This window comes from Eubacterium sp. MSJ-33, from assembly GCF_022174665.1.
Classification (GTDB): Bacteria; Bacillota; Clostridia; order Lachnospirales; family Lachnospiraceae; genus Coprococcus_C.
On record NZ_CP076562.1, the window covers coordinates 955,411 to 972,289 of the forward strand.

Consider the following 16,879-nt stretch of genomic DNA (forward strand, 5'->3'; position numbering starts at 1 on the left):
CTCCTTACTTTAACAAGTTTGCTGAGATAACCATACGCTGTACTTCTGAAGTACCTTCGTAGATCTCTGTGATCTTAGCATCTCTCATCATACGCTCAACGTCATACTCCTTGATGTAACCATAACCACCATGAAGCTGTACACACTTTGTTGTTACTTCCATAGCAACCTCAGCAGCATAAAGCTTAGCCATAGCAGCTTCTACAGAGTAAGAAACCTTAGCGCCACTCTGATACTCATCTTTCTTTCTTGCAGCCTTGTATACAAGAAGCTTAGCAGCCTCGATCTTTGTAGCAAGATCAGCAAGTACAAACTGTGTATTCTGGAACTGAGCAATTGATCTACCAAACTGCTTTCTTTCCTTTACATAGTTTACAGTTGTCTCAAGAGCGCCCTCAGCGATACCAAGTGCCTGAGCAGCGATACCGATACGACCACCATCGAGTGTGTGCATAGCGATATTGAAGCCCTTGCCCTTCTGTCCAAGAAGTGCATCCTTAGGGATACGGCAGTCTGTGAAGATCAACTCATATGTAGAAGAACCACAGATACCCATCTTGTTTTCCTTAGTACCGAATGTAAATCCAGGTGTTCCCTTCTCTACGATAAATGCAGAAATCTCTTTCATCTTTCTGCCACGCTTCTCAACGATACCTGTAACAGCGATAACGATATATACATCAGCTTCCTTACCATTTGTAATGAAGCACTTAGAACCGTTCAATACCCACTCATCACCATCGAGAACTGCCTTTGTCTGCTGACCCTGTGCATCTGTACCAGCACCTGGCTCTGTCAGACCGAACGCACCGAGCTTCTTACCAGATGCAAGATCTGGAACATACTTTTCCTTCTGTGCTGGTGTACCAAATGTTACGATAGGGTCTACACACAGAGATGTATGTGCAGATACGATAACACCTGTTGTACCACAAACCTTAGAAAGCTCTTCTACGCACATAGCATATGTGAGAATATCACAGCCCTGTCCGCCTAATTCCTTAGAAACTGGAATTCCTAAGAATCCATACTTTGCCATCTTGTCTACAGTCTCTCTTGGAAATCTGTGCTGCTCATCAATTTCCTGCGCAAGAGGCTTTACTTCGTTCTGCGCAAAATCCTTGAACAGAGTCTGCGCCATTTCATACTTCTTGTCTAAAGTGAAATCCATTCTTTCTATCCTCCATAATAGATTGTTTATTACACCCGCACGCGACTAACAGCCACGTGCGGAAATTGTACGCTTATTACTGAGCGTCAACAGGTGTCTTTGTACGATCTGCATTGTATACGTAGAATCCCTTGCCTGTCTTACAGCCGAGGTTTCCACCACGTACCATCTTACGAAGCAATGGACATGCACGATACTTGCTGTCACCTGTTTCCTTGTACAGAACATCCATGATTGCAAGGCAGATATCCAGACCTACGAAATCACCTAACTCAAGTGGTCCCATTGGGTGGTTTGCACCAAGCTTCATAGCTGCATCGATACCGGCGATATCAGAAACACCTTCCATCTTGATGAAAGCTGCTTCGTTAATCATTGGGATAAGGATACGGTTTACAACGAAACCAGCAGCCTCATTTACCTGTACAGGTGTCTTGCCAATCTCTTCAGAGATCTTGATGATCTTATCAACTGTCTCCTGTGGAGTATTTACACCGGCGATAACTTCAACAAGCTTCATTCTGTCAGCAGGATTGAAGAAATGCATACCGATCATAGGACGTGTAAGGCCATTTCCAATCTCTGTGATAGAAAGTGAAGATGTGTTAGAAGCGAAGATACACTCTGGCTTTGCAATCTTGTCAAGCTCTGAAAATGTTGTCTTCTTAACTCCCATATCCTCAAATGCAGCTTCCACAATCAGATCGCAGTCTGCACAGAGATCTTCCTTCAGACCAGGTGTGATGCTTGCAAGAATTGCATCTACCTTCTCCTGTGTCATCTTTCCTTTTTCTACAAGTCTTGCGTAGCCTTTCGCGATCTTATCCTTTCCGCCTTCAGCCCACTCCTGCTTGATGTCGCAAAGTGCAACTTCATAACCATCAACCATAGCAAATGCCTTTGCAATGCCCTGTCCCATGGTACCTGCACCAATAATGCCAACCTTCATGTTTATTTCCTCCTTAAATTTTAATTACTTATTTGTTTATTATTTGTTCTGGAATGGAACAACCTTTAACTTCTTCTCCTTATCTTTCTCAAGGAAGTTGCCCATACCAGCCTTCTGATCTTCTGTCTCGAAGCAGTTACCGAAGAGCTTCTCTTCGATCACGATTGCCTGATCCATATCTACCTGAAGTCCATCGTTGATTGCCTTCTTGCAGTTTCTGACAGCGATCGGAGCATTTGCTGCGATGCCTGCTGCCATCTTCTTTGCTGCCGGAAGAAGCTCTTCCAATGGATATACAGCGTTTACAAGGCCGATTCTGTATGCCTCATCCGCTTTAATATTTCTTGCTGTGTAGATCATCTGCTTTGCCATACCGGCACCTACCAGACGCGCAAGTCTCTGTGTTCCACCAAATCCAGGTGTGATACCAAGACCTGCCTCCGGCTGACCGAATACTGCATTCTCAGAACAGATACGGATGTCACAGCTCATAGAAATCTCACAGCCACCGCCAAGTGCAAATCCGTTGATTGCAGCGATTACCGGGATTGGGAATGTCTCGATCTTACGGAATACATCATTTCCCTTCTTACCAAACGCTTCGCCTTCAGCCTTTGTGAGTGTAGACATCTCGCCGATATCTGCACCTGCAACAAATGACTTCTCGCCAGCGCCTGTAAGAACTACGGCTCTTGTTGTATCCAGATCGATTGCATCAAATGTAGCTTCAAGCTCATCCAACACCTGACTATTCAACGCATTCAAAGCCTTTGGTCTGTTGATCGTTACAACGCCTACAAAGCCTTCCTGCTCATAAGTAATAAATTCCATGTTAATCTCCTTCAACTCTATCCAAGTATGTTACGCGGCTCAATTAGTCCTCAATCTTAACGATTGTAGAGCAGCCCATACCACCACCGATACACAGTGTAGCAAGACCTGTCTTAGCGCCTCTTGCCTGCATCTCATGAAGCAATGTAACAAGGATACGGCATCCGGAAGCTCCAACCGGATGACCAAGTGCGATTGCACCACCGTTTGGATTAAGCTGCTTTTCTGTGTCAATACCAAGATCCTTACCAACTGCGACTGACTGTGCAGCGAATGCCTCATTTGCCTCGATGATATCGAAATCTTCGATCTTCATGCCTGTCTTAGCCATAACCTTCTTTGTTGCAGCAACAGGTCCGATACCCATGATTGAAGGATCAACACCTGCAAGTGCACCTGCAACGAATGTAGCCATAGGCTTAACACCAAGCTCCTTCGCCTTCTCCTCAGACATAACAACGATTGCTGCTGCACCGTCGTTGATACCGGAAGCGTTACCAGCTGTAACAAATCCGCCTGGATTGATTGTACGAAGCTTAGCCAGAGTCTCAACAGTTGTTCCAGGACGAGGGCCCTCATCCTTCTTGAACTCGATTGTCTCTTTCTTCTTCTTAACCATAACTGGAACGATCTCTGCGTCAAATGCACCAGACTCCTGAGCTGCTGCTGCCTTCTGCTGGCTGTTTGCTGCAAATACATCAAGCTCTTCACGAGTCAGTCCCCACTGCTCACAGATGTTATCAGCTGTCTTGATCATGTGGTAATCGTTGAATGCATCCCAAAGAGCATCGTTTACCATTGTATCAACAAGCTTGCCGTTGTTCATTCTGTAACCAAAACGAGCGTTCATGGCTGCATAAGGAGCCATAGACATGTTCTCCATACCACCTGCTACAACGATGTCAGCATCGCCAGCCTGAATCATCTGAGCTGCCATGTTAACACAGTTCAAACCGGAACCACAAACTACGTTTACTGTAACAGCAGGTGTCTCGATTGGAAGGCCAGCCTTCAGAGATGCCTGACGAGCTACGTTCTGTCCAAGGCCTGCCTGGATAACGCAACCCATATATACATGATCGACCTGATCTGCAGGAACACCTGCTCTGTTCAGAGCCTCCTTGATTACGATAGAACCTAACACTGGTGCCGGTGTTGTCGAAAGTGCACCACCCATAGTACCGATTGCTGTACGACATGCGCCAGCCAAAACTACTTTCTTTGCCATGTTGAAATTTTCCTCCATTTCGTTTTATTGTTTCTATCTGTGCCGATCATGCATATGTCGACACGCCTAGATAGATAATATCATAATTTCTATGGTTTCGCAATAAAAGAAACCTTTACTTTTGTTTCTTTTTATGTACATTACGTATACTTTTTTTGTCTTTTGTATTCATTTGCAGCTTCTGATTTCCACCTTGTTTCTGCGCAGATTTTTTGTGTTGTGCACTGGAACAATTTGCAGATGTGTTATATTTTGTATTCTTTTGAGATTTTTTCTCATTTGCAGAATTTTTCATCTTCCTTGGCTTAATCAGGCAGTTCTTATCAAATCCAATCAAATCCGTCCGTCCTGCTTTCACAAGTGCCTCATGTACCAGATCATAATTATCCGGATTCCGATACTGGATCAGGGCACGCTGCATTGCCTTTTCATGCGGAGAATTCGGTACATACACCTTCTCCATTGTCCGCGGATCAACGCCCGTATAATACATGCAGGTCGATATCGTTGAAGGTGTTGGATAGAAATCCTGCACCTGCTCCGGCATATATCCTAAATCACGCAGATATTCCGCCAGTTCCACCGCTTCTTTCAGCGTAGAACCCGGATGCGATGACATGAGATACGGCACCATATACTGTTTTAAGCCAAGCTCCTCATTGATCCGTTTGTATTTCCTGCAAAATGCCTGAAAGACTGCATTTTCCGGCTTTCCAAGCTTCATCAGCACCTTGTCGGAGATATGCTCCGGTGCCACCTTCAGCTGTCCACTGACATGATATTTACAAAGTTCCCGGAAGAATGTGTCATCCTTATCCGCCATCAGATAATCAAACCGGATACCCGAACGGATAAATACCTTCTTCACCTTCGGCAGACTCCGAAGCTCCCGCAACAGCTTCAGATAATCCGAATGATCCACGATCAGGTTCGGACACGGTTTCGGGAATAAGCACTGCCGATTCGCACAGACACCGTATTTCTCCTGTTTTTTGCAGGCACGCTGCCGGAAATTTGCCGTTGGGCCACCCACATCATGGATATAGCCTTTAAAATCCGGATCTTTTGTCATCTCCTTCGCCTCTTCTATAATAGAAGCATGGCTGCGTGTCTGCAATGTACGTCCCTGATGGAAGGTAAGCGCGCAGAAGCTGCATCCGCCAAAGCACCCACGATTGCTGACAAGCGAGAATTTAATCTCTGATATTGCAGGAATCCCACCCTGCGCTTCATAGATCGGATGATATGTCTTCGTGTACGGAAGTGCATACACTTCATCCATCTCCGGTTCTGTCAACGGTTCCGCCGGCGGGTTCTGAATGACATACAAATAATCCTTATATTTTTCTACCAGAATCTTCGCTGTGATATGGTCCGTGTTGTCATATTGAATTTTGAAGCTTCGTGCATAATTGAGCTTATCTTCCTGTAATGCATCATACGACGGAAGTTCAATATAGTCCTCATACAGATGTTCCAGATTCCTTGCTTTATAAACCGTTCCATGGATAAAGCTTAAATCTTTGATGTCGATACCACTTTCCAGTGCATCGGCAATCTCCACGATTGCATGCTCTCCCATGCCATAGATTACAATATCCGCCTGTGCATCAACGAGAATCGAATGCTTCAGTTTATTTGACCAATAATCATAGTGTGCCAACCGACGCAGGCTCGCCTCAATACCGCCCGCCACAATTGCAGCATCCTTGTATTTCTTCCGAATTAAATTACAGTATACAATCGTCGCATAATCCGGTCGTTTTCCCATCTCACCGCCCGGTGTATATGCATCCGTATGCCGTCTCTTCTTGGAAACAGTATAATGATTCACCATAGAATCCATATTTCCCGCGCACACCAAAAAGGCAAGCCTTGGCCTACCATAAATTGCAATTGAATTTTCATTTTTCCAATCCGGTTGCGAAATAATTGCAACCTTATATCCATGTGCTTCTAAAACACGGCTGATGATAGCCGGTCCGAAAGAAGGATGATCCACATACGCATCTCCGATCACGTACACAAAATCCGGCTGTTCCCATCCTTTTAATTGCATTTCTTTCTGTGTGAGCGGAAGGAATCGATCATCATAGATGTATTCCTCTCCATTCTCACACAATATTTTCTTATTATTTTCCACTAATCTCTATCCTGTCTCTTACTCTTCCAAGGTTCTTCCATCCTTGATATAATAATGTGCTGTTCCGGCACCTGTTGCCACAACCTGATCCGGATTTTTGATATTCACTACCGGAACACCAATCTTGTCCATAATCAGTTTATCCATACCGAAAATCTTGCTCCCACCTCCGGCAAGAATAATCCCATGCTCAGAAATATCAGAAACCAATTCCGGCGGAGCCCCCTCCAGCATGACACGGATAGAATCCATGATCTGATCCGTCTCTTCCTGACACGCCTCAATCATCTCCGAAGATTTGACTGCCATTTTCGTTGGAAGTCCACGCACCAGTTCCTTTCCACGCGCATAACCGATCGCATCCTGTTCCCGCGGATACACAGAACCAATATCCTTCTTCAACTGCTCTGCAGAGCTCTCGCCAAGCAGCACATTATGACGTTTCCGCATATAGCGGATGATTGCCTCATCAAAATCATCACCGCCAATCTTGATGGAACTACTCTGTTGTACGCCTCCTCTTGCCACAATCGCAATATCTGTTGTCCCAGCTCCGATATCCACAACCATTGCACCGACTGCAGACTCAATATCTACGCCTGCACCGATAGCTGCCGCAAATGGTTCCTCAAGCACATACACATTCTTGGCTCCCGTCCGGTATACCGCATCGCACGCTGCACGGCGCTGTACATCTGTAACACCACTCGGCACACAGACACAAATGTTTGGTTTTCCCCATATCTTTCGTTTTGCAATCGCCGACTTTACATAGATTTTGAGCATACGCTCCGTCATAATATAATCCGAGATAACCCCATTCCGAATCGGGCGTGTCACCTCGATATCTTCCGGCGTCTTGCCAAGCATCTTTTTTGCTTTATTTCCAACTGCAATGATCTTTTTGCTCTTCGCCTCATACGCGACCACAGACGGCTGGTTGACTACGATTCCTTTGTCTTTTATGTATATGACCGTATTCGATGTTCCAAGGTCTATACCAATATCTATATTTACCACGTTTCATACCTCTTATCTTCTGGTTTCTTATTTATCTTCTTGTCTGTCAGCTTATTACACAAAAAGCCGATGCTTAAATTATAAGCATCGGCTCTTATTTTTTCAACGATTATTTAAAATCTTCACTTAGTAAATATTTCCGAACGGAACCTTTCGTCTTCTCACGGTCATCACACTTAAGCATTGCATCATCGCAAGCCTTAAGCATACGATCGATATTTCCGGACTCCATTGCCATCAGGAGATTTTTCACAGTACCCTCTACAGAATCATCTGTCTTAAAGCCCTGCTGTTTGAAATAACCTTTTGCAATCGCAAGCATATCCTGTGTAGAAATGCCTTCCATATTGATCTGATGTGTAAACTTGTCCTTTGCGTCTCCAGCCGCGCCAAACAAACGATTAATTGACTCAGTTGCTCCAGTCAGGATAACTACAACATCGTTTGCATCCTTGGCTGTAAGCTTCATCAGTTCTGTCATCTTATCCGGTGCGATCAGACCTGCATTTTCAACAACCATACATCCACCGGCAAGTTTTGACATTGCATCCGCAAGTTTTACCTTGTTCAATGCCTGCGCCTTAATCTTCGCGATTGTTTTTGCCTTGCAGATTCCCATATCATAAAAACTTCTTGCAAAATCTTCTCCGATGCTGGTCAGTCCAAATCCATGATCACCCATCATACATACATTGCGGTTTTCCGGATTGACCGTAATTGCATTAAATGTATCAACGAGATTCTTTCCGGATTTCTCCATCTTTGTATACTTTTCAAGGTAAGATGCAGCAAGTGGAAGTTTTCCTTCCTCTGCCGGCTGTGTCAGGTCGATCTGAATGCTATCTGCCTGTTCCGCAGCCTTCAACGCTTCCTCTTCTGCTTTCTTTGCAGCCTCTAAAATCTTACGAGCTTCCTCAGCCTTTGCTTTTGCTTCTGCTTCCGCCTTTGCAGCTTCTTCAGCAGCTTTCTTACGAGCCTCTTCTTCTGCCTTCGCAGCAAGTTCTTCCGCCGCTTTCTTCTTGGCTTCCTCTTCCGCTTTCTTACGAGCTTCTGCTTCAGCCTTCTTCTTGGCTTCTTCTTCGGCTTTCTTACGCTTCTCTTCCTCAGCCTTTGCCTTTGCAGCTTCCTCTGCGGCCTTCTTTGCATCTGCCTCGGCTTTCTTACGAGCTTCCTCTGCGGCCTTTAACGCTGCCTCTTCGGCCTTCTTTGCTTCCTCCAAGATGCGCATAGCCTCTTCCGCTTTCTTACGAGCTTCCTCTGCGGCTTTCTTTGCCTCTTCCTCAGCTTTTTTACGGGCTTTTTCTTCCGCTTTCTTCTTGGCTTCTGCTTCCGCCTTCTTCTTGGCTTCTTCTTCGGCTTTCTTACGAGCTTCCGCTTCTGCCTTCTTCTTAGCCTCTTCCTCAGCCTTCTTCTTAGCCTCTTCCTCGGCTTTCTTCTTTGCTTCTGTTTCGGCCTTCTTCTTAGCTTCTTCCTCCGCGCGCTTCCGGTTCTCTTCTGCACGTTTCGTAGCTTCTTCTTCTGCCTTCTGAGCCTGCTCTAAGATACGCTTTGCTTCTTCGGCTTTCTTCTTTGCCTCTTCGGCCTTCTTCAAAGCCTCCTGTTTCGCCTTTGCTCTCGCTTCTTCTTCCGCCTTCTTACGAGCTTCCTCTGCAGCTTTCAGGCGAGCTTCCTCTGCCTTCTTACGTTTCTCTTCCTCTTCTGCCTTAATACGGGCTTCCTCAGCCGCTCGTTTCTCAGCTGCTGCCGCTGCACGCTGTCTGGCTGCCGCTTCTGCAATTCTGCGTTCCTGTGCAGCCGCCTTTTCCTCAGCTTCCTTCAGTTTCTTTCTTCTTGCTTCTTCCTTCCGTTCAGCTTCCTCAATAGCCGCCTTCTTCTTTGCCGCTTCTGCCTCTGCTGCCTTCTTTGCCTTCTCTTCCTGTACCTTTTTCTTTTCTTCCTCTGCCTTATTCTCAGCATCGCCATACCGTGCAAGCTTCGATATTTCTGCGCCCAGAGCATCCTCATCCTCATCGCCAAGATCATACATACTCTTCACATCGTTGGTCGGAGTACTCCGATTTGGCACAATACTGATGATGTCATCCCCATCATCCTTAGATGTTTTCTTCTCCTGCGCCTTCCACTCTACACCATCAGAAATAATAGTTGTATTTCCCTGTTTTGTAAATGATTCGTCTTCTGCGTCATCTTCTCCGATTACCTTGACATCGCCACTGCCACCGGATAACTTTGTAGGGCGTAATTTTGCTTTCTCATCATTCTGAGGATTTTTCTTCTCAGGAGCTTTTACTTTTTCATCCTGCTTTTTACCCATGTCAATATTGAGTCCAAGACCTCCAGATGGTTCTGCAGCTCCAAGGCCACCGCCCAATCCTCCAAGTCCTTTGCTCTCTGTCTTGCTTCCGGATAATCCACCTTCCACCGGTGCACCAAGACCACCGCCAGCCGGCTTATCCAAAGATTTACCAGACTTATCTGCCTGAATGCCAACACTCATGCCAAGCCCTTCATCGCTTGTCTTCTTCGATTCTTCTTTGCCGGTTTTTTCTTTGACAGCTTCTTCTTTTGCAGATGCCTGTTCCGGTTCCTCATCCTCCAATTTAATACCAAGTTCTGCAGCTCTCTTACGACGTTTCTTCTCTTCAATTTTCGCAAGCTCCTCCGCTGACAGAGTTTTGTATTTTGGCTTATTGTGGTCCGCAGCAGTTTCTCCAGCCTCTGCAGCCCCAGACAATTGCATTGCTTCCTGCTCTTTTTTCAATTTTGCAGCCTTGGCAGCTTTTTCCTTTTCCACCTGTGCTCTTACCGCAGCAATCAACGCTTCTCTTTGATCAATAGCCACTCCCATTGCCTCCTTTCAGTCATACCTTCTCGTCAAGAATTATCTGTATTCTTTCACATGCTTCAGCAAATTCTTCTTAACAGTATCTATCTTCAAAGATGCTTTTAACTCATCTCGTGAAGGTCCTTTTTGTACCGGTTGTTCCTCTTTTTCCGCAGTCTTGGGTGTTGCCGGTATTGAATCCATGCTGATTCCAAGAGTGGCAAGCAGCGCTTCCGCTTCTCTCTGCATCTGCTCCTCTTTACGCATGTTTTCTGTTATCTTATCCCGCGCTTCTTCCATAATCTCATTGAAATTGTTCTCAACGACTTTCGTTTCCTTATGATAATCCGGGAATAACGATGATTTGAATACCGGGAAGTCGAGCTTCTTTTTTTCCGGTTTTGTTGTAAATGGAGCTACGCGAAATTCTGTTTTTTCTTCCGCCTCTTCCATTTCCGGTTTCTCAACCTCCGCTTTTTCGACTTCTTCCACAGTCTCTTCGGTCTCTTCAACCACCAGTTCTTCGACTTCTTCCACAGTCTCTTCGGTCTCTTCAGCCGCCGGTTCTTCGACTTCTTCCACAGTCTCTTCAACCGCCGATTCTTCGACTTCTTCCACTGTCTCTTTGGTCTCTTCAACCACCGGTTCTTCGACTTCTTCCACAGTCTCTTCGGTCTCTTCAACTGCTTCCATAATCTCTTCGGTCTCTTCAGCCTCCGGTTCTTCGACTTCTTCCACAGTCTCTTCGATTTCTTCAACCGCCGGCTCTTCGACCTCTTCCACAGTTTCTTCGGTCTCTTCAACTGCTTCCATAATCTCTTCAGTCTCTTCAGCCTCTGGTTCTTCGACTTCTTCCACAGTCTCCTCAACCACCGGTTCTTCGACTTCTTCCACTGTCTCTTCGGTCTCTTCAGCCGCCGGTTCTTCGACTTCTTCCACAGTCTCTTCAGTCTCTTCAACCGCCGGTTCTTCGACTTCCTCCACAGTCTCTACGGTCTCTTCAACCGCCGGTTCTTCGACTTCCTCCACAGTTTCTTCGTTCTCTTCAACTGCTTCCACTGTCTCTTCAACCTTATCACTCTTTGGTTTTTCAGGTATCAGTTCTCCGATATCAAACGGTTTTTCCGCTTCAACCGTCTTCATCTCACCAAACTCTTCATCGATTTTTTCTGAGAAATCATCCACTTGATATTCATCATCAAAATCTTCCGGTGCCAGATCCACCATCTGAAATTCAAAAGCCGGTTTTGAAACAGTTGTTGCAGTATCCAAACTCGCATTTTTGATTTTTGACTGTTCTTGAGCTTCCAGTTCTTCCACCGTCTCTGCTTCTGCTTCAAATCCATCATCTTCATCGACTACAACTACATCTTTTGAAATTATATTCTTTCTATGTATCATATCATCCGCCTGCCCTGTTGTCTCTATATTTTCTGATGAACTTTCAATATTTGATTCTTCTGATTTTATTTCACTCGTAGTATCTTCGGTATTCTTTACCTCTTTCTGTTCAGCTGTATTTTCTTCATCCGCAGTCTCTATCTTCTCAGACGTATCCTTCTGTCCGTCCTCCTGTTCAGTTTCCCTTTTTTCTATATCTTCTGTCTCTCCCCGAGCGGATTTTTTCTTTCTTCTAAACTTATCAAAAAAACTCTTTCTCTCTTTTGTTTTTTCCGTTTCGTCATCTTCCGCATTCCAAAACTCATCGAAGGCAGCCTCTTTTTCTTCCTCCGGCTGTTTTTCTGAATTCTGCGTATTTTCTGTCTTTACTGCTTTTGCCTGCACATCTTCGTTATCTTTTTTTTCTTCAGTTCCCATCTGTTCCGGTTCAGTCAATTTCTTTTCTGTTTCATCATTCTGTTGTTTTTCCTCTGTAGCCGTTTCATTCACTTCCATACCCGACCCTGCCACAGTAGTCGTTGAGTCTTTTTCTGTTTTAGCCTCAATTCCAACAGTCGTTGTTTCCTCTTCTGTGTTCGACTCTGTCACAGCAGACACGTTTTCCTCTTCCGTGCTTATCTCTGCCGCAGCATTCTCTGCTTCCGCCTTCTCCTGCTGTTTTAATTTCTTCTGCAGTTTCTTTTCCTTACGTTGTTCTTCCCGTTCCTGCTTTTTCAGCATCTTCTGCACTTTTTTCTCCGAACCCGCAGGAGTATAGGAATCCTCATACATAACCGTTATTTCTGCTTCCTTCGGATGCATCCGAAGGTCATCTGCCTCTAACAGTTCTTTTTCTTCCATACGCAGTGATTCCAGATCCGGATCATCGTCCGGTTGTTCTTCTGCCGCATATACGTCAAAATAAGCATCTACCGTTGTCTTTCCGGATTCTATGTCCGCAATTATCTGACTGTTCTCTGAATTCTGATATGATGCATGATACAGTTCTGCCAAAGTATCCGCTTCTTTCTGCTTGCCTTCTTTTTTATAAAGCAAATACAATTCAAAGCTCCACTCATAATCCAGATTATGCATATATCCATCCAACAGAACATCAAGCGAACCGTATTCCTCCGGATGTTCATGTTTATTCCAGATATACTCAATCTCCCTGCTATCATACGCCGAAGCATCAAACATATACATATCATAATAAGTCTTTGCTAACCGGAAATATCCCATCCGCAAATACAGCTCTACAAATGTATATATAATTCTTTTGGACTCAGGTGCAAGACGATGTGCCATAAGCAGGCAACGTCTTGCATCTGCGTACCGGTTATTTTTTATGTATATCTCACCGCACAGTCTTAAAAACTGTGGATTCAAAGATTTCGTCAGATCCTGATGTTCCACTAACTCAAGCGCCAGACTGTACTCTCTGGAATTCGCCAACTCTTTAATTTTATTTACACTCGTCATACTGAGTCCTGCGCCCATTTTTCTGCCACCTCTGTCAGTTTGCTTTCTACCTAGCGTCCTTCAAAAACCTTTTCAACCTTCTCAATCACCGTGTCTTTCATATTGCCACGTGTCTTCTCATACTGTAATCCGGACTCCATAATCTCCAGCAATTCCATTCGATACTCTGTATCGATCTCCTTAATATATTCCATCAACACATCTTTAAGTTCTATTACATATTCCTTCGTCTGCATCTTTGCAAGCATTTCATCCGGATTGAACTTGGATGTACTCTTCATATCTTCCTGCTTACGTCCACAAATCAAACACTCATCTGCGCCCGCTTCGTTCACATAACCACAGTTACATGTCCAGATCATACCATCTGTACGATATTTCTCTACTGCATCAATACCACGCTTCTCTTTGAGTGCAGCCAGCCTATGCAACGGCATATTGACATCAATCGGCTGATCGTTGCATGCAAATACACCACGGCTTGTCACATATTTGGAAATACGAACTTTTGCATCCTTCAACAGTAAAATATCCTTAGCCGGAAGCTTACACTCCATCGGATTCGCTTCAATCAGAGAAACATTTCCCTTTTCAAACACAAAATCCAGATCTTTCAGCAGCAATCTCTCCTCATACAAATTGGTGAATTCTACATCCGCACGAATGGCTTTGATATCATCTTTGTTATAATTAAAGAAGTCTGTTGAGATTGTAACTCCCCTTTTGGATCCCTTCAGATTCACACGTACCGGTCTTGGAACCAAACGGTTATAATAATTACTTACATACAGTGATTTTTCCGTTACCGGATCTTCTTCTGCTTTCTTTTTCAGACGGACTGCTGTTCCCGAAGCAATCGTTCCTACCGAATAGCTGGCGAACTGTGTATAATTCAGTTCCACACCTATCACCGCATCTGCTTTCTTTTTGGATGCAATCTTCTGCAAACGCTTCAAAGCAGTTTCATTTACCTGTTCCAGCTTACCTGTCAGTTTTTCACTCTCCGAATCTGACATTTCACTTACACCTGCCGCGAAGCCTTTAAAGAAATTAGAACTAAGTACAGATTGTACATTCAAAAAGCCCAAATACTCTACGATTTCGTAACCCTCAAAGCCCTGTCCGGACGTCAACATTACATCTGCCATTTTTTACCCTCCCAAATAAAAATAATCGCTCAAATATACATAAAATAATACCATACTTCTCTCATATTTGAAAGACTTTTTGTATGATTTATAACATTTTTATCAATTATTTTGTGCATTTTATGCAAAAATCACTAATTTTTTCAAAAGGATAATGGATTTTTATTCTCATACTTATAAAAGTAAAACTCCAAATCAAAATAAGTATGCTCGTCACTATCCCCAATCAGCTCCCAATTCTCCATCTCGTCCAGATTCGGGAAATGTGTATCTGCTGCATAATCATAATTAATTTTCGTCACATGCGCATACTTACAATACGGCAACAGCATATTGTAGATTTGTCCGCCACCAATCACAAAAATTTCTTTATCTTCATACTGTTTCAGCACCTCAAACAGTTCTTCTTTTGAATGCACAACTACGCCCCCACGCACCGTATAATCCGGGTCTGTCGATAAAATAATATTATCTCGTCCCGCAAGAGGCAGTCCATTTGGAAATCCTGCAAGCGTCTTTCTTCCAAGAATAACAACATTCCCCATCGTTGTCTGCCGGAAAAACTTGTGATCCTCCGGTATAGAAACAAGCAAATCCCCTTTGTTTCCAATCGCCCAGTTATTATCCACTGCTACTATTAAGTCCATGTCACCCTCCTTGTATTCATCTTAAATCGCTATCGGTATATTCTTGATCTGTGGTCCGGTCTGGTAATCCTCAATCGTAAAATCATCAACTGTAAAGTCATAAAAATCCTTGATGTCCGGGTTTATCTTAAATTTCGGTGCCGGATACGTCGGTCGACTGATCAGTTCCTGTACGATCGGAACATGACGATCGTAAATATGAGCATCCGCAATTACATGTACCAATTCTCCGGGTTCAAATCCGGTCACCTGCGCCAGCATGTAAACAAGAACTGCATACTGTACAACATTCCAGTTATTTGCTGCAAGTACATCCTGGGAACGCTGATTCAAAATTGCATTCAGCTTATTGCCAGTAACATTAAAAGTTACACTATATGCGCACGGATACAGGTTCATCTCCGACAAATCCTGATGTACGTAGATGTTCGTCATGATCCGGCGGCTATATGGATTATTCTTCAAATCATAGATTACACGGTCTACCTGATCCATCATACCCTCTTTGTATTTGTGTTTCACGCCCAGCTGATAGCCATACGCCTTTCCGATTGATCCATCCTCATCTGCCCATGCATCCCAGATATGGCTATGCAGATCATGCACATTATTTGATTTCTTCTGCCAGATCCAGAGCAGCTCATCAATCGCTGACTTCACATAGGTTTTGCGAAGTGTGATTGCCGGAAATTCTTCCGCAAGATTGTAACGGTTTACAACACCGAACCTCTTGATCGTATACGCGGATGTTCCATCCTCCCATTTCGGGCGGACCTTCTCTCCTTTTGTATCGTAGCCATTCTCTATGATATCCTTGCACATCGCAATAAATAAATCATCCGCTTTACTCATTTCCTATCTCCTTCTCTTTTGTGCAGTATTCACAGTTTTGACTGTGAATATGTGCCAATCTTACTTTTTTTGCTTGTATTATTTTCTTTTTCTGATAACATAATGCCCATGGAGGTACATTCTATGATTCCAAAAGAATTCGGGCCTCGTCTAAAGATCTCGCGTCGTAAAAAACATCTGAATCAAATCGACATTTCCACACGACTCAATATTTCAAGACAAGCCTACAGTAACTACGAAACGGGAAGATGTATTCCGCCGGTCGACGTTCTGGCTGAATTAACTATTCTTCTCGAATATGATTTCTTTTCTATTTTTCTGGAAGCAGCCGCTTCCAAATTATTCCATTCTAATTTTCAATCAATCCCAGAAAGTGAGGTTTCATCATGTCAGATTCTAACAAATTCGGAGACACCCTCATCAAACTACGTCTCCAGTCCGGTTACACCCAAAATGAAATAGCCAGCTTCACAGGCATATCACGTTCCTGTTACTGCCACTTCGAGTCAAACTACAGAATGCCCAAAATTGATTTTCTGATCAGGCTTTGCATTCTATACAAAGCCAATCCTGTCCAGTTACTTCTTCCGATATTCCCGGATGAATGTACAGATTCTCAAAAAAGCTATCTGCAATACCTGAAATCGCTATGCACCATCAAATATAAACCTGACACAAAACGCAGCCGTAAACGCAAGTCCAAGTGCTGGTCTAAGAAATAGCATCAAAATTATTCCCGATCAGAAATCCCGCTTCTGCCTGTTTCCGGTTTTTCTCATATGGATTACTCTCTGAATACTGAATCTGTGTGGTCGTCTCGCCGCCAGCGACATATGTTCTGCCGCATTCCGGACAAACGCCCATCTTCAATGTCACATTTGCAGATATCAGTTTTGCGCCCGGCTTGCTGCTCTTCTGAATCGCATTTGCCACGTGCTCGCGTTCATGTGCACTCACCTTCGCATATGACTCACCTGCCGCAATCTTCCCCGGTGTCTTGAATGACACATCCGGTTCATTCGAACCATCCACATACTCCCGGTTCTTACACGTCTGACACTCAACAGGTTTCACCTTCGAAGATGTATCAACCGTATTGTCTGCATTGACCGGAGTGACTCTGCCGACATTGCTGTACGGAATTATATAATTGTTGCTCATAGATCCAATATTCATTCCATCACCTCAAAAAATAAGGTAACCA

At 44.1% G+C, this 16,879-nt stretch carries 14 protein-coding genes; 2 read left to right on the plus strand and 12 right to left on the minus strand.

All coding sequences use genetic code 11. The features are described 5' to 3' along the window. Positions 1-4 precede the first annotated feature (4 nt). From KP625_RS04420 to thyA, 11 genes are all read right to left on the minus strand, one after another. Positions 5-1,171 carry an acyl-CoA dehydrogenase gene (locus tag KP625_RS04420; protein ID WP_238299552.1) on the minus strand — a complete coding sequence of 389 codons (1,167 nt, stop codon included), beginning with the start codon at positions 1,169-1,171 and terminating at the stop codon, positions 5-7. A gap of 76 nt (positions 1,172-1,247) precedes the next feature. Beyond that, the gene (locus tag KP625_RS04425; RefSeq protein ID WP_238299553.1) at positions 1,248-2,120 is read right to left on the minus strand and encodes a 3-hydroxyacyl-CoA dehydrogenase family protein; all 873 of its coding nucleotides are present in this window, start codon (positions 2,118-2,120) and stop codon (positions 1,248-1,250) included. 39 nt (positions 2,121-2,159) lie between these two features. Then, entirely contained in the window at positions 2,160-2,951 is a 792-nt protein-coding gene (locus KP625_RS04430) for an enoyl-CoA hydratase-related protein (RefSeq protein WP_238299554.1), read from the minus strand. A 43-nt stretch (positions 2,952-2,994) separates the two neighbouring features. Beyond that, positions 2,995-4,179 carry an acetyl-CoA C-acetyltransferase gene (locus KP625_RS04435; RefSeq protein ID WP_021986148.1) on the minus strand — a complete coding sequence of 395 codons (1,185 nt, stop codon included), beginning with the start codon at positions 4,177-4,179 and terminating at the stop codon, positions 2,995-2,997. Positions 4,180-4,294: 115 nt separating this feature from the next. After that, positions 4,295-6,238, minus strand: a complete 1,944-nt coding sequence (locus tag KP625_RS04440; RefSeq protein ID WP_238299907.1) for a YgiQ family radical SAM protein — start codon at positions 6,236-6,238, stop codon at positions 4,295-4,297. Between the two features lie 102 nt (positions 6,239-6,340). Then, positions 6,341-7,342 carry a rod shape-determining protein gene (locus KP625_RS04445; RefSeq protein WP_238299555.1) on the minus strand — a complete coding sequence of 334 codons (1,002 nt, stop codon included), beginning with the start codon at positions 7,340-7,342 and terminating at the stop codon, positions 6,341-6,343. Between the two features lie 109 nt (positions 7,343-7,451). Beyond that, positions 7,452-10,184, minus strand: a complete 2,733-nt coding sequence (locus KP625_RS04450; RefSeq protein WP_238299556.1) for a hypothetical protein — start codon at positions 10,182-10,184, stop codon at positions 7,452-7,454. 39 nt (positions 10,185-10,223) lie between these two features. Beyond that, positions 10,224-13,028: a tetratricopeptide repeat protein gene (locus tag KP625_RS04455; protein WP_238299557.1), complete on the minus strand. Its 2,805-nt coding sequence runs from the start codon at positions 13,026-13,028 to the stop codon at positions 10,224-10,226. A gap of 50 nt (positions 13,029-13,078) precedes the next feature. Beyond that, complete coding sequence (locus KP625_RS04460; RefSeq protein WP_238299558.1) at positions 13,079-14,176, minus strand: heavy metal-binding domain-containing protein; 1,098 nt, start codon at positions 14,174-14,176, stop codon at positions 13,079-13,081. A gap of 143 nt (positions 14,177-14,319) precedes the next feature. Next, on the minus strand, positions 14,320-14,823 hold the full coding sequence (locus KP625_RS04465) for a dihydrofolate reductase (protein WP_238299559.1): 504 nt from the start codon (positions 14,821-14,823) through the stop codon (positions 14,320-14,322). Positions 14,824-14,844: 21 nt separating this feature from the next. Further along, entirely contained in the window at positions 14,845-15,675 is an 831-nt protein-coding gene (thyA, locus tag KP625_RS04470; protein WP_238299560.1) for a thymidylate synthase, read from the minus strand. A 123-nt stretch (positions 15,676-15,798) separates the two neighbouring features. Between thyA and KP625_RS04475 the strand changes: the two genes are divergently transcribed. Continuing rightward, on the plus strand, positions 15,799-16,137 hold the full coding sequence (locus KP625_RS04475; protein WP_238299561.1) for a helix-turn-helix domain-containing protein: 339 nt from the start codon (positions 15,799-15,801) through the stop codon (positions 16,135-16,137). Next, positions 16,062-16,397: a helix-turn-helix domain-containing protein gene (locus KP625_RS13650; protein ID WP_370641414.1), complete on the plus strand. Its 336-nt coding sequence runs from the start codon at positions 16,062-16,064 to the stop codon at positions 16,395-16,397. The genes KP625_RS04475 and KP625_RS13650 overlap by 76 nt, the downstream gene beginning before the upstream one ends. Here the strand turns inward: KP625_RS13650 and KP625_RS04480 are convergent. Beyond that, the gene (locus KP625_RS04480) at positions 16,387-16,851 is read right to left on the minus strand and encodes a hypothetical protein (protein WP_238299562.1); all 465 of its coding nucleotides are present in this window, start codon (positions 16,849-16,851) and stop codon (positions 16,387-16,389) included. The two genes, KP625_RS13650 and KP625_RS04480, sit on opposite strands and share 11 nt — an antisense overlap. Positions 16,852-16,879: the final 28 nt, after the last annotated feature.